Annotated in this window: 14 protein-coding genes; 12 read left to right on the forward strand and 2 right to left on the reverse strand. The window is 53.0% G+C overall.

From position 1 onward, the window contains the following. The first annotated feature begins 44 nt into the window (after nt 1-44). From rpsO to HMPREF2609_RS02680, 5 genes are all read left to right on the forward strand, one after another. Nucleotides 45-314, forward strand: coding sequence for a 30S ribosomal protein S15 (rpsO, locus tag HMPREF2609_RS02665; protein ID WP_004006251.1), 270 nt, complete (start codon nt 45-47; stop codon nt 312-314). 280 nt (nt 315-594) lie between these two features. Continuing rightward, nucleotides 595-2,814, forward strand: coding sequence for a polyribonucleotide nucleotidyltransferase (locus HMPREF2609_RS02670; RefSeq protein WP_070534907.1), 2,220 nt, complete (start codon nt 595-597; stop codon nt 2,812-2,814). Nucleotides 2,815-2,988: 174 nt separating this feature from the next. Then, nucleotides 2,989-4,320 carry a M16 family metallopeptidase gene (locus HMPREF2609_RS02675; RefSeq protein ID WP_070534909.1) on the forward strand — a complete coding sequence of 444 codons (1,332 nt, stop codon included), beginning with the start codon at nt 2,989-2,991 and terminating at the stop codon, nt 4,318-4,320. A gap of 154 nt (nt 4,321-4,474) precedes the next feature. Continuing rightward, complete coding sequence (locus HMPREF2609_RS11075; RefSeq protein WP_246825544.1) at nt 4,475-4,636, forward strand: hypothetical protein; 162 nt, start codon at nt 4,475-4,477, stop codon at nt 4,634-4,636. After that, the gene (locus HMPREF2609_RS02680) at nt 4,611-5,561 is read left to right on the forward strand and encodes an alpha/beta fold hydrolase (protein ID WP_246825545.1); all 951 of its coding nucleotides are present in this window, start codon (nt 4,611-4,613) and stop codon (nt 5,559-5,561) included. The genes HMPREF2609_RS11075 and HMPREF2609_RS02680 overlap by 26 nt, the downstream gene beginning before the upstream one ends. Nucleotides 5,562-5,565: 4 nt before the next feature. On the opposite strand, the gene HMPREF2609_RS02685 is transcribed toward HMPREF2609_RS02680, so the two are convergent. Continuing rightward, on the reverse strand, nt 5,566-6,531 hold the full coding sequence (locus HMPREF2609_RS02685) for a hypothetical protein (protein WP_070534911.1): 966 nt from the start codon (nt 6,529-6,531) through the stop codon (nt 5,566-5,568). 149 nt (nt 6,532-6,680) lie between these two features. Here HMPREF2609_RS02685 and HMPREF2609_RS02690 point away from each other — a divergent pair, with 149 nt between their 5' ends. The 3 genes from HMPREF2609_RS02690 (at nt 6,681) to HMPREF2609_RS02700 (ending at nt 8,325) form a co-directional block, all read left to right on the forward strand. Beyond that, the gene (locus tag HMPREF2609_RS02690; protein WP_246822533.1) at nt 6,681-7,130 is read left to right on the forward strand and encodes a hypothetical protein; all 450 of its coding nucleotides are present in this window, start codon (nt 6,681-6,683) and stop codon (nt 7,128-7,130) included. Nucleotides 7,131-7,235: 105 nt separating this feature from the next. Further along, nucleotides 7,236-7,793, forward strand: a complete 558-nt coding sequence (locus HMPREF2609_RS02695) for a hypothetical protein (RefSeq protein ID WP_070534912.1) — start codon at nt 7,236-7,238, stop codon at nt 7,791-7,793. 28 nt (nt 7,794-7,821) lie between these two features. Then, complete coding sequence (locus HMPREF2609_RS02700; protein ID WP_048755086.1) at nt 7,822-8,325, forward strand: hypothetical protein; 504 nt, start codon at nt 7,822-7,824, stop codon at nt 8,323-8,325. A gap of 252 nt (nt 8,326-8,577) precedes the next feature. Here HMPREF2609_RS02700 and HMPREF2609_RS02705 read toward each other — a convergent pair whose 3' ends face one another. Next, nucleotides 8,578-10,521, reverse strand: coding sequence for an acyltransferase family protein (locus tag HMPREF2609_RS02705; RefSeq protein ID WP_070534914.1), 1,944 nt, complete (start codon nt 10,519-10,521; stop codon nt 8,578-8,580). Between the two features lie 285 nt (nt 10,522-10,806). Between HMPREF2609_RS02705 and dapB the strand changes: the two genes are divergently transcribed. From dapB to HMPREF2609_RS02725, 4 genes are all read left to right on the forward strand, one after another. Next, nucleotides 10,807-11,574, forward strand: a complete 768-nt coding sequence (gene dapB, locus HMPREF2609_RS02710) for a 4-hydroxy-tetrahydrodipicolinate reductase (RefSeq protein ID WP_070534916.1) — start codon at nt 10,807-10,809, stop codon at nt 11,572-11,574. A 21-nt stretch (nt 11,575-11,595) separates the two neighbouring features. Further along, on the forward strand, nt 11,596-12,246 hold the full coding sequence (locus HMPREF2609_RS02715) for a tetratricopeptide repeat protein (protein WP_070534918.1): 651 nt from the start codon (nt 11,596-11,598) through the stop codon (nt 12,244-12,246). A gap of 156 nt (nt 12,247-12,402) precedes the next feature. Further along, on the forward strand, nt 12,403-13,338 hold the full coding sequence (dapA, locus tag HMPREF2609_RS02720; protein WP_083296675.1) for a 4-hydroxy-tetrahydrodipicolinate synthase: 936 nt from the start codon (nt 12,403-12,405) through the stop codon (nt 13,336-13,338). Between the two features lie 278 nt (nt 13,339-13,616). After that, the gene (locus tag HMPREF2609_RS02725) at nt 13,617-15,344 is read left to right on the forward strand and encodes a ribonuclease J (protein ID WP_070534920.1); all 1,728 of its coding nucleotides are present in this window, start codon (nt 13,617-13,619) and stop codon (nt 15,342-15,344) included. Nucleotides 15,345-15,379: the final 35 nt, after the last annotated feature.

Below are 15,379 nucleotides of genomic sequence, written 5' to 3' on the forward strand. Positions count from 1 at the left end.
GGTCGTACGGGCAGCTACGCGGCACTAACTCTAGGAGTTATACAGTGGCATTGGATCCCGCTATCAAGCAGGAAATCATCAAGGAATACGCAACTCACGAGGGTGACACTGGTTCTCCCGAGGTGCAGATTGCAGTTCTGTCTCGTCGAATCTCCGATCTGACTGAGCATTTGAAGTTCCACAAGCACGATCACCACTCCCGTCGTGGTTTGATGATCCTCGTGGGTCGTCGTCGCAATATGCTAGGCTACCTCAAGGATATTGATATTGAACGCTACCGTTCGCTCATTGAGCGTCTTGGTCTGCGTCGCTAAGGTTTTCGTACCTTGCAGGTAACGCTAAGCGGGCGCATCCTCCGTCGCACGGCGGGGGATGCGCCCGCGTTATCATGTACGGAAACCCGTCCATTTTTCGGATAAACAGTTTATAAAAAGTGCTCGTTCCAGGCACGCCCCGGTGCGGTCCTCGGTAGCGAATTACGGAATACTCCTGTACACAACAGAGGTTCAGGGTACGACGTCCGTGGTTTCCTATCGAAGGCCGATAGATTGGGTGAAAACGGCGACGGGCATACGAACACAGAAAGAAGGAATCGTGGAAGGTCCCGAAATCCAATTCTCTGAAGTAGAAATTGACAATGGTATTCATGGCAAACGCCATGTACGTTTTGAAACTGGCCGTCTCGCCAAACAAGCGGCAGGATCCGTGCTCGTCACGATTGATGACGAAACAACGCTGCTTTCAGCAACCGCAATTGGTAAATCTCCCCGCGAGGGCTTTGACTTCTTCCCGCTGACCGTAGACGTTGAAGAGCGCATGTACGCCGCCGGTAAAATTCCCGGTTCGTTCTTCCGCCGCGAGGGGCGACCCCCGACCGAGGCGATTCTTGCGGCACGTCTAATCGACCGTCCACTGCGCCCCGCTTTTACCAAGGGTATTCGTAACGAAGTGCAGGTTGTCGTCACCGTTCTGACCATCGAGCCAGACGAAATTTACAATACCTTTGCGATTAACGCAGCATCCGCATCAACCGCGTTATCAGGTGCACCCTTTAGCGGGCCTATCGGTGGTGTGCGTATGGCCCTTATTGATGGGCAGTGGGTGTGCTTCCCCAAATACTCTCAGCTGGAAAACGCCGTATTCGATATGGCTGTGGCCGGTCGCATCGTGACTAAGGCCGACGGCAGCGAAGACGTTGCGATCATGATGGTAGAGGCAGAGGCAACCGATAACTCCTGGAAGCTTATTAAGGAAGACGGCCATACTGCCCCCACCGAAGAGATCGTAGCCGAAGGTTTGGAGGCTGCGAAGCCCTTTATTGCTGCTCTGTGCAAGGCGCAGGCTGATCTTGTTGAGCGTGCCGGTAAACCCGATCTGGAGCTTCCCTACTTCGGCGGGCATGGTGAAGACGTTGACGCCGCCGTGAAGGACTTCGCAGGCGAGCGCCTCGTGGAAGTTTACTCCATCGCGGGTAAACAGGACCGTGAAGCCGCTGCCGCTGAGCTTGAAGCCGAGCTGATGGAAGTCCTCACCGGGGAAGGTAAAGAGTTTGAGGAGCGCGCTAATGAAGTTTCAGTGGCGTTTGCGGCTCTTACCAAGCACACCGTGCGCCAGCGCATCCTCACCGAACAGGTGCGCATTGATGGTCGCGGACTCACCGATATTCGCCAGCTGACCGCCGAGGTTGAGGTGCTGCCGCGCGTGCATGGTTCGGCAATTTTCGAGCGCGGCGAAACCCAGATTATGGGCGTGACTACCTTGAATATGCTCAAGCTGGAACAGCAGCTCGATTCGCTGTACCCGGTCACGTCCAAGCGTTACATTCACCACTACAACTTCCCGCCGTACTCTACCGGCGAGACCGGCCGTGTTGGCTCGCCCAAGCGCCGCGAAATCGGCCACGGTGCACTTGCGGAACGTGCGCTTACCCCGGTGCTGCCCTCGCGCGAGGAGTTCCCCTACGCGATCCGCCAGGTCTCTGAAGCTCTGGGCTCGAACGGCTCCACGTCGATGGGCTCGGTCTGCGCTTCGACCCTGTCGCTGCTCAATGCCGGTGTGCCTCTGCGCGCGCCCGTTGCAGGTATCGCAATGGGTCTTGTCTCTGATGAGGTTGATGGCGAAACTCGTTACGCCGCACTGACCGATATTCTGGGTGCCGAAGATGCCCTAGGCGATATGGATTTCAAGGTTGCCGGTACCAGCGAATTTGTGACTGCTATTCAGCTGGACACCAAGCTCGACGGCATTCCTGCATCTGTGCTGGCAGGCGCACTGACCCAGGCACGTGAGGCTCGTCTGCACATTCTGGATGTGATCACCGCAGCTATTGATGCCCCCGATGAGATGAGCGAATTTGCGCCGCGCATCATCTCGGTGAAGGTTCCGGTCGCTAAGATCGGCGAGGTGATCGGCCCGAAGGGCAAGATGATTAACCAGATCCAGGAAGATACCGGTGCCGATATTTCGATTGAAGACGATGGTACTGTCTTTATCGGTGCAACCGACGGTCCTTCGGCTGAGGCTGCACGCACCGCTATCAACGCGATCGCGAACCCGCAGGTTCCCGAGGTCGGCGAGCGCTACCTGGGTACCGTTGTGAAGGTGACCGATTTCGGTGCGTTCATTTCGCTTACCCCCGGTAAGGACGGTCTGCTTCATATTTCTGAGATGCGCAAGCTCAACGGTGGTAAGCGTGTGGTGGATGCCGAAGACGTTGTTTCGGTGGGGCAGAAGGTGCAGGTTGAGATCACTAAGATTGACGATCGCGGCAAGCTTTCGCTCTCCCCAGTGATTGATGCTGAGGATGCCGAGTAGAAACTCTCCCCGATATAAACCGCACCTTGACTAAGGAACTTGCTGGTTTTTCTGTCGGATAAGCAGCGCCAGCTCGTCCTGAGACTCCTGAGGGTTGTTCTCATGATGGGCTGGCGTTTACTCTGACTTGTACGGCTCGCTATATACATTTGGTTTGCTAAGGACTATTCACTAATGCCTATTTCTCTTCCCGTTGCGCGCGATGAGATTACCGCTGAGCTCGACTATGAACGCGGTCGCCTGGTTTACGAGGGTATAAATGGTAATGAAGTTCGCCGATCGATTTTGCCCGGCGGTGTTCGGGTGATAACGGAGCGGATGCCTGGCACCCGCGGCGTTTCCCTCGGATTCTGGGTGGGGGTCGGCTCCCGGGATGAAGCACCCGGTATGTTGGGGTCTACCCACTTTTTGGAGCATCTGCTCTTTAAAGGAACTCCGTCTCGAACTGCTTTTGATATTGCCCAGGCATTCGATGCGGTGGGAGGCGAATCAAACGCCCTCACTGCGAAGGAACATACCTGCTATTATGCGCGTGTACTTGACGATGATACCCCGATGGCGGTTGATGTTCTGGCTGATATGGTGAGTAACGCTTTGCTCGATCCAGAGCATCTGGAGCAGGAGCGCGGGGTGATTCTGGAAGAGATTGCCATGGACCAGGATGATCCTACGGACGTTGCCTTCGAGAATTTTGTAGAACAGCTTATGGGCCAGAACCCCCTGGGTCGCCCGATCGGTGGTACTCCGCAGGAGATTATGCAGGTCCCGCGGGATGCTGTGTGGGAACATTACAAGCAGTATTACACGCCGGATCGCCTTGTTATCTCGGCGGCTGGGTCGCTGGAGCACTCGCACATCGTAAACCTTGTGTTGGATGCGCTCACCCGCTACGGCTGGAACCTTCTTGAGGGTGTGGCTCCGGTACCGCGCCGTGTGCGCACAGAGAGCGGTATTGTCCCGTTTTCCGAGCTGTACGAGGTGCAGAAGGGCTTTGAACAGACCAATATTGTGATGGGGTGCCCGAGTATTATCGCTGGGGATGAGCGCCGCTACGCGATGAGTGTGCTGTCGAGTGCTTTTGGGTCGGGCATGTCTTCGCGGCTTTTCCAGGAGATTCGCGAAAAACGCGGGCTGGCGTACAGTACGTTTGCGTTCTCGGGTGCCTACTCCGATGCGGGATATTTCGGCATGTACGCAGGGTGCTTGCCCGCTAAAACCGAGCAGGTGTGTGAACTCTTGCAGTATGAGTTTGATAAGTTGGTGTCCGCAGGAATTACTGAGGAAGAACTCAGTAAAGTACGCGGGCAGCTGGCCGGTTCAACTGTTTTGGGCAGTGAGGACTCGGGTTCTCGGATGTCCCGACTGGGACGTGCCGAGCTGGACTCAGGCAAGTTCACGAGCACCGATGAGTTATTGGAGAAAATTCGTGCGGTTACCCTTGACGATGTGCACGACCTTGCCAGGTATCTGGGGGAGCAGCAGATGATCACTACGATTGTGCGCTAACGTCCTTTATTATTCTCGCAAACCCCGCAGTGCGTAGACGTTCTCGTTTCTGATGACGAAAACGTCTGTGTCCCTGCGGGATTTGTTATACGGTGGCATGTAATGCGGTAGGAGTATTCATAGTAGAGAGAAGCTTGGGGGAGGAAAGAAGCTTATGCGAGACCTATATATTGACGTATCGCACGAAGTACTTGAAGACCTGAAGGTCCGTTTGCGGGGTGCACGTTTTCCTGTTGTTCTAGATGAACAGGAGAATAGCGCAGGAATCTCGGTCGAGTTTGAAAAATCTCGTGGACTATTGGCTTACCGAGTATGATTGGGCGGCGCATCAGAAAATATTGAACTCGTATCGGCATGGCATCTATACAATACAGGGCAAAGAGCTGCACGCTCTTCATGAGCAAAGTCCACAAAATCTTGGTACAGTTCTGCTGATTCACGGCTGGCCCGATTCTTTCTTACGGTATATTCCGGTGATTCATCCTCTCGTTGAGGCGGGGTATAACGTTGTTGTTCCCTCGCTTCCCGGATTCGCTTTCTCGGAACAGTTGGAAAAACATACTGTCGCAGATATTGCCGAACGGCTCCATACGTTGATGGAACAGTTGGGCTATGAGCACTATGCGGTACACGGTGGTGATTGGGGAGCCTCGATTGGTCAGCAGATGGCGTTGCGTTATCCGCAGAGTATCCTGAAACTTCACTTGACCGATGTCCCGTTTTCAAACCAGTATTCTCTCGATAAGAGCACGCTTTCGGACGCAGAACAAGATTATCTGAGCCGGGTTGCGCGTTGGTCGCAGGTTGAAGGCGGTTACTATATGCTGCTTTCCACAAAACCTTTGACTGTTTCTTACGGCTTTGCCGATTCACCAGTATTTTTGGCTGCTTTTATGGCGGAGAAAATGCAGTCGTGGAGCGAAAACGGGATTTCATGGGATATTATCATCGCAAATACGATGCTGTACTGGATAACGAATACCGGGCACTCTGCCGCAAGGATATATCGGGAGGCTTTGGGCGCCGGGAATATACAGCGGGGTAGGGTAGAGGTTCCAACCGCATTCGCGATTTTCCCGCACGATATCAGTAATCCTCCACGCGAATATGCGGAACGGTTTTTCAATGTTGTCAGGTTTACATATCCTGAGCGCGGCGGGCACTTTGCGACCTTGGAGGAGCTGGAGCTTTTCGTTCAAGACCTACTGGAATTTCTGGCAGCCTCATCGGGCTGGTCGTGATCTTTTACCGATCTGCTAGATATGCCTCTGCATCAGTGCAAAGCATATCGGCAGTGTAGTCCTCCGATAAAAGAATCCGCAGAGCCTTCAGGAGGCGCGTTTGCCCTTCACATGCGAAGAACAGCTCGTACTGGGCGTGGGCGACGCGGGCAGCAAGATCAACTTGAGAATATGCGGGGCTGCTCAATTCACCAAGCGTATCCGCGAGAATACTGTACTTTTGCATGAGCCGCTCACTGTCGGCAAAAATCTCATCGTCAGACGTGCGAAACAGCTCATGCCAGTCAAGCTTGGGAATACCGACTGGATTCACCACATCCTCCGAGCCTATTTCCTGAAGGAAGGAACGCAGATCATCCACGGGCCAGGTGACGGATTCAAGAAGACGTATACCAAGGTCCGCGAAGAATGCCAGATCTTTACCCTGATCCGCCAGCTCGCGGCAGAGGTCCGGTAGTTTAAGCAGACACGCATGCCGATCAAGGTAATCTTGAAGATCACGTGTGAGGTCTTCAACCGAATAATCTTTTCCCACAAGCCCCTCAATCGCACAGGTAACACGCCTGCGCGGGTCTGGCTCAAAATACGAGCTGTAGTGGGCATTGACGATTTTCCACAGGATGCGAAGATCGTATCCTGCCAGGGTCGTATCTCTTGGAGCGGCAGTGGATATGTGATGGGAAGTTCCCGCCTCATCGAAAGCTTCTAGAAGGATAGAATATTTGCCCATAAGCCATTCGCTCTCCAGAAACTTTGGGTTTGTTCGGAGCTCGGCAGGATCGCGTGGAGCTGCCATATCTTCGGGCTCTAAACCCCGCATAAAAGCCCTAACATCCCAACCATGCTTTGGAGACCGCGCAAGCAGACGAAGACAGAGACTTATGTAGAAACTAAAGTCTTCTCCACGCTCTACAAGCTCTTGAAGAAGAGACTCTAATATATCGTGTGATGTTTCCTGCTGTGACTCCATAGAATCCCTTTAATATCGGGTGTAGAGACGGTGCTTTTATGGTAGAGATTATCGTGTACAGCTTTCACGAGTTTCTCATGAGGAGATTCCTCCCTGTTTCACTTTACCCTTGTGCTAAGGTTGAGGGAATTCGCGAAAGGAACCCCGCTATGTTCACTATCGTTGTCCCTCCCGACTATACCGAAGAACTACAGCAAATCTGCGGTCTAGATGCATCACAACGTGAGAAACTTATCAGCCTTTTAGCATTGGCGTGGCTTGACTGGAAACAGCAGCACCTTTCAGCGCTTGAGGTGGCTGAGGATATTGTGCGTATAGTGCGTGAGCAAGAAATATTCTCCCACGCCGAACGTCTCCAGCAGTGGGCAGAGAGCATGGACGAGATGTACCTTGAGGAGCTCGACGCCGATAAACCGTACGATATTGTACAACCGCTTTTCTACCGTGCCCGGTTTGCCGCCTCTTTATCGTATGCTCAAGACGCTCTTACGGAGGATAGAAGCCTGGAATATCTGCTCTACGAGTACTCCTTCTCACAGGAGACCGACACAGATCACCTGATGCTTGATGCCTTGCGGGTAGCTCGTCAAGGCTCTTAGCGGTAGAGAACTTTCTGAGAGATTTTTAGCGACATCACCGTCTAAGAGACAACTAACATCACCGCTGGCGTATTTTCAGCATGTCAGAGAGAAAACCTATAACTCATGATGAACTTCGAAGATTTTGATCAAGCTTATGATTGGTTTGCGCCGCGTCATGAGCCGATACCATTCAAGGAAATGACTAGAGCCCAACTGCGACAGGTCGTTAAACTATTCAAAGAGGATCAAGGGCCAAGGACCGCGTATGTTGCAGAGTATCTAGGCTCTACAAGTGGCAAAGATTTTCCTACTCTCAGTGATTTAGAACAGCTGTTGCGGTTGGGGAGGGAGTCCTTAGATAGGACAGGGCCGCAGATGGATGATATTTCTGGCACTTTTTTCAGCCTGGCCAATGATTTTGCTTTCTGCCTGTGTGTATTCTTGCAGAAATACCGGAGTGATGTGGATTGGGTGGCATCGAAAACCTCAAAGAAGTCAGGTGCGTACAATCGACCATTGATAGCTCGCCCTAATTATGAAACCTCAAAAGGGTATATTGATGGTCTGCAGTTCTTTCTTGGATCAATAAGGTCATCTGTTCGGCGGGAGGAAACGGTTGATGATGTGATGGATGAGTTGAAGTTTGCAATCAAAAGGAATTTTGACATAGATCTCAGCTAACGCCTTCAGGCAGCAGGAGGGAAGACACATGCCAGACTTTAGTGAGATGATGCGCCGCAGCCCAACCATCAAGGAATTCTATTTTGAGTGGGAGGGGCTGCAGATTTTCGGAGCGATTGATATCACGGACGTCCCGAAAGAGCTGGAAATACGGTTCACGTCACCGCATCCGGCTGGAGAGGTAGCTTTACGATTAAATGCCTATGGCTGTAAGTTCACCCACCCAGACGGAAAGCTATCGGAGAGAATCAGGCTGGTTCATGGTGAGGTGAACCCGACACCGGGCGACGAGAATTACGCCCGAATACCTATTCATGGTGCCACTCAAGAATCATCAATCCTTGTGTACAACGAGTATTTAGCTGGTCCTCGGGGACTCACGGATGTAAAGCAACTAGAGTCTTTCACCGGTGATAGCGGAATGCTAGTTGAGCGCTGTGAAAACAGCATTTTGTTTCGCTGCAATTCGTGGAAACCTGCCGATAGGAAGGCTTTTACTGATATGCAGGGGAGTATTACTTTGTTGAACTAATATACCAAGCAAGCCAAAGCTGGACCCCGAAGATGTCTTGACGAAGCGGAATGGATTTAGCAGGTCATGCAGACGTACACATGATAGTACTCCAGGTAGGTGAAGTTCTTTGAAAGGTTCAATTACTCTTAAAACTCCCTCCTCCAACCTGCCAGTATCAAAACGGTTTGATTCTCTTGACCTGTGGTTTGGGGCATGTGGATTCAAAAGGTTTAAAAAACGCCACCAATACACTACACGTACGATTTCCTCCTAACTTTGTGCCCGAGCAACCGCCTCCGTCAGAATACGGGCGTAGAGCATCTGCCCCTTAACCTCCGGATGCACACCGTCCGAAGTCATCAGGCTTGGATCGCTCCGCACCGCCTGCGTTATTGCACCGTTCCAGTCTGCAATATAGACGCGGGAAGAATTTTTCTGCGCAAACTCACGAATCAGATTATTTGAAGAATCAATCCAGGTGAGGGTTCGCGGACCGTACCCCGTTGCGAGCACCAACTTCGTGTCTGCCGGAAGCACCCGCAAAACCTCTTCAAGCTGACCGGGCATCAGCGTCGAGTTAGCGGTTACCGAGAGTACTAAAACTTTCCCAATTTTTCCCTGCGATGACCAGGATTTGACCATGGGCAACGCCTGAACAATGGTGCGTCCCTCTGCCGCGTCGATCGTGGCGTCCGGCATCGCATCATAAATATCGGGCTCTGCAGAAAGCACTACAGAATCGCCGATCACGGTTACATCAGCAGAATTCACCTGCGGATATTCATCCGGCACCGCCGGGGCTGCAGAGCTAGGGGTCGCTGCTGCCGCACTTGCTGTTGGCGAGGCGCTCGCATGTGCTCGTTGTTCCTCACGCGCTTTTAAACGTTCCTGGGCGCGCTTTTTGCCTTCTTCAACGGCGCGTTGTGCACTAGTTTGATCAGGAGCAGTTCGTACCGCGACGGCAGTCGCTGAGCCTGCGCCCATCACAAGGACTAAAGCAATAACGGGTAGAGCACGATACCTGCCGTAACGAATGCTTCCAAAAAATTGTGCGAACGAGCTACGGAAACCATATCGCCGTACTGGAGTTTCAAGGTAACGATAAGAAAGCTCAGCAATAATGACGGTAACCAGCAGAACGACAACGTTCCACAGCGGTGAACGATCCACACCCAGAAGATAATGCGCCATAACGGCAAGCGGCCAGTGCCAGAGGTAAAGTCCGTAGGATCGCTGCCCAATCCAGGTGAGGGGACCGAAAGATAACACCGAACGTAATAGAGACGATGCCCCGGCGAGCATATCCGGCAGGATTCCTTGAATAACTCCAAGAGTCAGCAGCGAAGCGCCGAGGAGCCCCCAGGGGATAGTGCCCGGTGCCTTCTCCGGCATAAGAAGAGCAAGCGAAATGAGAGCAACCAAGCAGAGCCAGCTGAGAATTACACGCAGGAAAGTCACCGCTCCAAAGGGTTGCGCCACTCGATATATAACGTGTTTATCACGAGGTGGATAGAGCGACCACGGGATCGAAAAAGCTAGTAAAACACCTAGAAGCAGACCGTAAACATGGGTATCGGTACCGTAATAAATACGGCTGATGGGCGCTCCAAACGCCAACATAACCGTGCCGCTTGTTAAGGATGCAATGATAGCTATAAAGATAATGAGGCTGAATCGTCTCCACCGTCTGCCGAGGATAACACCCGCCGCCACCAGGAGAAGAGGCCAGAACAGATAGAACTGCTCTTCAACGGCAAGCGACCAAAAGTTCGTGAAAAGTTCGGGAGAAGTCTGAGCAAAATAGTCGTTACCGCTGAAAATAGAGAGCCAGTTAGATGAGAAGGTGCCTGCGCCAGTAAGTTGTCTGCCCAGATTGACCTGTATATCGCCGCCTATTGCTAGTGCGATGGGTCCGGTTACTAAAATGAGTAGCGCTATCGCAGGGAGGAGCCTGCGAGCGCGGCGCTTCCAGAAAAGGAACAGGTTAATGCGCCCGGTTATCGCCCCTTCACGGAGTAAGAGGGCGGTGATCAAATATCCCGAGATGACGAAGAAAATATCGACCCCGATCATACCGCCCGGCACCGCAGTAGGCCAGAGATGGTAAACAATTACCAAGAGTACGGCGATGGCCCTCAAGCCGTCGAGCCCGGGCAACATAAAAGAGCGGTTAGCCTCATGGGGACTGACCGCGGACGGAAAAAGTTGCTTCATGATGTGTTGTTACTCCGGGGTGATGAAAGAGTGAAGAAAAATACTGTTTACTAGTATAAAAGTTTATTTGTTAGATAGAGACGTTTGGAGCCATCGGGAAGTTTTGTGAAATTTAAGAAAAGCGGTTACCAGATATTTTGGTATCTATAAGGGTGTTGTGCTGGTACTTGAACGTTGATGGGGTTTTAGGACATAAGCAACATAGTGTCTCGATTCGTGCTGTACACCACATGCGATAATAGGGTAGAGATAACTGAGCTATTCGTAATTTTTGGAGGCAACAGAATGGTAGAAGCAACGCAGACTAAAATACGGCGGGTGGCGGTTCTCGGAGCATCGGGGCGTATGGGATCGGAAGCGGTCAAGGCTATTACCGATGCCCCCGATTTTGAATTAGTTGCCGCTTTAGGGCGTGAAGACTCTCTTGAAAAGCTCGTTGAAACCAATGCTGAGATTATGGTTGATTTGACCGTGCCGAGCGCTACCGAGACGAACGTCCGTTTTGCCGTAGAGCACGGGGTGCATGCTGTTGTGGGTACTACCGGCTGGACCGAAGAACGTGTGGAATCCTTGCGTGAGCTTCTTGATGAGCACCCGCAGGTGGGTGTGCTGATCGCCCCGAATTTTGCGTTGGGATCCATTTTGGCGACGGAATTTGCGGCTATGGCGGCACCGTATTTTGAATCGGTTGAGATTATCGAGATTCATCACCCCAATAAGGTGGATGCCCCTTCGGGAACAGCCGCTCACACAGCACGTCAAGTTGCGGCTGCGCGAGAGGAAGCTGGGCTTGGAAACAGCCCGGATGCTACCGAGAGCGATCCTCTGGGGTCTCGCGGCGGTAAAGTTGAGGGTATTAATGTGCATGCGGTGCGGCTTCGCGGCATGGTTGCGCATCAGGAAATTCTGCTGGGCGACCCCGGACAGCTTTTGACAATCCGCCACGATTCTTTCGACCGCGCATCCTTCATGCCCGGTGTGCTCTTAGGCGTTCGTCAGGTCGCGGCGCATCCGGGGTTGAGCGTTGGACTCGATAAGTATATGGATCTGTAGATCGTGCGGATACCGACTCCAATGACCTCTGAACAAGAAACGGTAAAACCCGTGCGGGGCGCCTCATGGCTGACATCGTTGAGATTATGGGTTGCGATTGCCTGTCTCTTATTAGTCTGTACCGTGCTTCTGCTGCCTCTGCCGCTGGGTATTCGTGCGTCAATACTGGGCGTGCTGATTTTTAGCGGAGTATTTATGCTGGTGGATGCGGGCGGTAAAGGTAAAATCTTTGCGGCGCTCACAGTGGCGCTCTTGGGGCTGTATCTGCTGTTTACGGCACAGCGTGGGGTCGTGCTCATTGCGTCGGGGAATATCCCAGGTATTCTGCTCGGAGCGGGACTATTGCTTTTGCCCGCAGTGGGTGCGTGGGCGCTTGTGCGCGAGGTGATATTTGGTGCGCGTATACAGCGAATGGCTCAGGAGCTTGATGTCCAGGGTAAACTTCCCGAAGATACGCTGCCGCGAAGTCCTTCCGGAAGGGTTGATCGTGAGACCGCTTCAGTAGAACTTGAAAAATTTGCCGATGTTCTCGAAGCAAATCCGGACAGCTGGGAAGCCTGGTTTAATCTCTCGTGCATGTACGATGTCTGCGGTGAACGTAAACGTGCCCGCGCCGCTATGCGAAATGCGATTTCTCTGCGCCGCGGTCGTGGTGTGACCGACCTGAAATAGCGTGTCTGTTAGGGGAGTCCATGCGTGTTCATGAAGAGTGCTTGAAGTTGTGTTTTGAGCTCAAGAACGCAGAATTCCATAAAAAGTGAAAATTTTTCGGGACAAAAGCAAAATTAATGTAGCGTAAGAATAGCTTAAGATAGTACTCTGGGGTGTATGGCTGAGAACGTGATGAACCCCGGTACTTTTGTAAACCCGCCTTTTGGGCGTCTGCTCACGGCGATGGTAACGCCCTTCGCTCAAGACGGATCTGTGGATGAAAAACAGGTTGCACACCTGGCGGAATACCTCATTGACAATGGTCATGACGGGTTGATTGTCTGTGGCACCACAGGAGAATACTCGACCATGACCGATGATGAGAACGAGCGAGTTTTCGCCATCGTCAAAGAAGCTGTAGGAGACCGTGCCTCTATTGTTGCTGGCGTGGGCTCGAACGACACCGCGCATACCATTGAGCTTGCCCGTCGCGCCGAAAAGGTTGGTGTTGACGGTTTGCTTGTGGTGACTCCCTACTATAACAAGCCCACTCAGCATGGCGTTTACGCGCATTTTAGCACCGTAGCAAAAGCCACCAGTACACCCATCATGCTCTACGATATTCCGGGGCGTGCCAGCATCCCGATTGCCCCCGACACCTACCGTCGGCTGGCAGAACTTGATAATATTGTTGCTGTTAAGGATGCGAAGGCTGACTTTGGCGCCGCAACCGACGTTATGGCAACCACAGATTTGCATTACTACAGTGGTGATGATGGTTTGACTCTGCCTTGGATGGCAGTAGGAGCCGTAGGCTTAGTTTCAGTTACCGCGCATGTGGCACCCATGCTCTTCCGTGAGCTTATTGATGCCGTTGTAGCGCAGGATCTTGTGAGTGCGCAGCGCATTAACCTGCAGCTTGTGCCCATTGTGAACGCCACCATGGGACGAGCCCCCGGCGCCGTTGCTGCCAAAGAAATCCTGGCTTGGCAAGGCGTTCTTGGCACACCTGTTGTACGCCTGCCTCATGTACTTTCCGAACCCGAAGTGGCGGAGTCTATCCGAGCGGATCTGCTTTCCTCCACTATCGCGCAGACTCTTAAAAACGCATAAGACTTTCTGCGGCTAGTTTCGGGCGGACCCAGCGTGACTCGTATGTAGCGAGAAGATCACGCGGGTCCGCTTTCCGTGCAGAAGCGGAACGTGAAGGCGTGGACCCCTCCTCTAGAGGCGAGATGCGTCCACGACCTTTAGCGAACGGACTCTCAGCCCCTCAAGCCGCATGAGCAGCACCCGCGAAGCAACCCGATACGCTTCAGAGTCTGATACTTACGGCGGGTGCGCCCTTAGACGACACGAAAAATAGAATCATAGAAAATAAGGAGATACGCATGAGCGTTTTTGAAAATGATCTGCCGGCGCCTCCCAAACTGCAGAAAGATACCCTGCGCGTGGTGCCTCTCGGTGGTCTGGGTGAAGTCGGTCGAAATATGACCGTCTACGAAATCAACGGCAAACTGCTGATTGTAGACTGCGGTGTGCTCTTCCCTGAAGAGTCCCAGCCCGGTGTAGACCTAATCCTGCCCGACTTCAGCTATGTGGTCGATCGCCTGGATGATGTAGTCGCCATGGTTCTCACTCACGGGCACGAAGACCACATTGGGGCGGTACCTTATCTGCTTAAGAAACGTCCCGATATTCCCCTCATCGGTTCCGAACTCACTCTCGCGCTGGTAGAAGCGAAGCTTGCCGAGCATCGCATCAAGCCTTATACGCTCACCGTAAAGGAACACCAGATCGAAAAATTTGGTCCTTTTGAATGCGAGTTCATCGCGGTTAACCACTCTATTCCGGATGCACTCGCCGTATTTATCCGAACCGCTGCAGGAACTGTGCTACACACCGGCGACTTTAAGATGGATCAGCTTCCACTGGATGGGCGCATCACCGACCTGCGTCACTTCTCGCGTCTGGGCGACGAAGGTGTGGATCTATTCCTGCCTGACTCCACAAACGCAGAGGTTCCCGGGTTTACACCCACCGAAAAAAATATCGGACCTGTTATATCGAGCGTATTCCGCGATGCGCCCAGCCGCATTATCGTGGCCTCGTTCTCCTCACACGTTCACCGCGTGCAGCAGGTGCTCGATGCCGCAGTCGAGCGCGGGCGCAAAGTTGTGCTGGTCGGACGCTCCATGGTGCGCAACATGACCATCGCTGAGAAACTGGGTTACCTCAAGGTACCTGAGGGCGTTCTTGTAGATTTGAAGAAGGTCGATGAATACCGCCCCGATGAGCTTGTACTCATGTGTACCGGTTCGCAGGGCGAGCCGATGGCAGCTCTGTCGCGTATGGCTAATGGCGATCACAAGGTTCAGCTTGAACCGGGCGACACCGTCGTGTTGGCTTCTTCGCTAATTCCGGGTAACGAAACCAGCGTGTACCGCATCATTAATGCCCTGATGAAACTTGGCGTGACTGTTGTGCATAAGGGCAACGCGAAGGTTCACGTTTCCGGTCACGCTGCGGCGGGAGAGCTGCTGTACTGCTACAACATTCTGGAACCGAAGAACGTGATGCCTGTTCACGGCGAGGTTCGTCACCTGATTGCTAACGGGGAACTGGCGAAAGAGACAGGTGTTCCCGAAGAAGGCGTGCTCCTGTGCGAATCCGGTACCGTTGTGGACCTCAAAGACGGCGTAGCGAAGATCGTTGGCGAAGTTCCCTGCGAATACTTGTACGTGGATGGACGTTCTGTCGGTTCGGTGACTGAGGACGATCTTAAGGCACGCCGCGTTCTGGGTGAAGAAGGATTCGTCTCTATCGTGACGGTCATCGATCGTGCTACCAAACGTGTGGTAACCGGGCCAGATATTCATGCCCGCGGTATCGCCGAAGACGATTCGGTCTTCGACGAGATCACCCCTAAAATTACCGCCGCCCTTGAGGATGCGCTTCACCGCGCGCCCGAGAAGGTGCATACGGTACAGCAGCTTCAGCAGATTGTGCGCCGTACCATTGGTGCATGGATCTCCCGCCGCCTGCGCCGTAAGCCCATGATCGTCCCGGTGGTCGTTGAGACTAAAACGGATGAGGAGCCTAGGCCGACGGTGCAGTGAGCGCATAGCCCACGGTAAAAGGCGGTGCGGGCACG

Origin of the sequence: Rothia sp. HMSC058E10, from assembly GCF_001809415.1 — a bacterium.
GTDB lineage: Bacteria > Actinomycetota > Actinomycetes > Actinomycetales > Micrococcaceae > Rothia > Rothia dentocariosa.

Coding starts and splice junctions, on each gene's coding strand:
- HMPREF2609_RS02695 (WP_070534912.1), top strand. CDS start 7,236: ATGATGAACTTCGAAGATTTTGATCAAGCTTATGATTGGTTTGCGCCG.
- HMPREF2609_RS02705 (WP_070534914.1), bottom strand. CDS start 10,521: ATGAAGCAACTTTTTCCGTCCGCGGTCAGTCCCCATGAGGCTAACCGC.
- HMPREF2609_RS02725 (WP_070534920.1), top strand. CDS start 13,617: ATGAGCGTTTTTGAAAATGATCTGCCGGCGCCTCCCAAACTGCAGAAA.
- dapA (WP_083296675.1), top strand. CDS start 12,403: ATGGCTGAGAACGTGATGAACCCCGGTACTTTTGTAAACCCGCCTTTT.
- HMPREF2609_RS02715 (WP_070534918.1), top strand. CDS start 11,596: ATGACCTCTGAACAAGAAACGGTAAAACCCGTGCGGGGCGCCTCATGG.
- HMPREF2609_RS02700 (WP_048755086.1), top strand. CDS start 7,822: ATGCCAGACTTTAGTGAGATGATGCGCCGCAGCCCAACCATCAAGGAA.
- HMPREF2609_RS02685 (WP_070534911.1), bottom strand. CDS start 6,531: ATGGAGTCACAGCAGGAAACATCACACGATATATTAGAGTCTCTTCTT.
- HMPREF2609_RS02690 (WP_246822533.1), top strand. CDS start 6,681: ATGTTCACTATCGTTGTCCCTCCCGACTATACCGAAGAACTACAGCAA.
- dapB (WP_070534916.1), top strand. CDS start 10,807: ATGGTAGAAGCAACGCAGACTAAAATACGGCGGGTGGCGGTTCTCGGA.
- HMPREF2609_RS11075 (WP_246825544.1), top strand. CDS start 4,475: ATGCGAGACCTATATATTGACGTATCGCACGAAGTACTTGAAGACCTG.
- HMPREF2609_RS02675 (WP_070534909.1), top strand. CDS start 2,989: ATGCCTATTTCTCTTCCCGTTGCGCGCGATGAGATTACCGCTGAGCTC.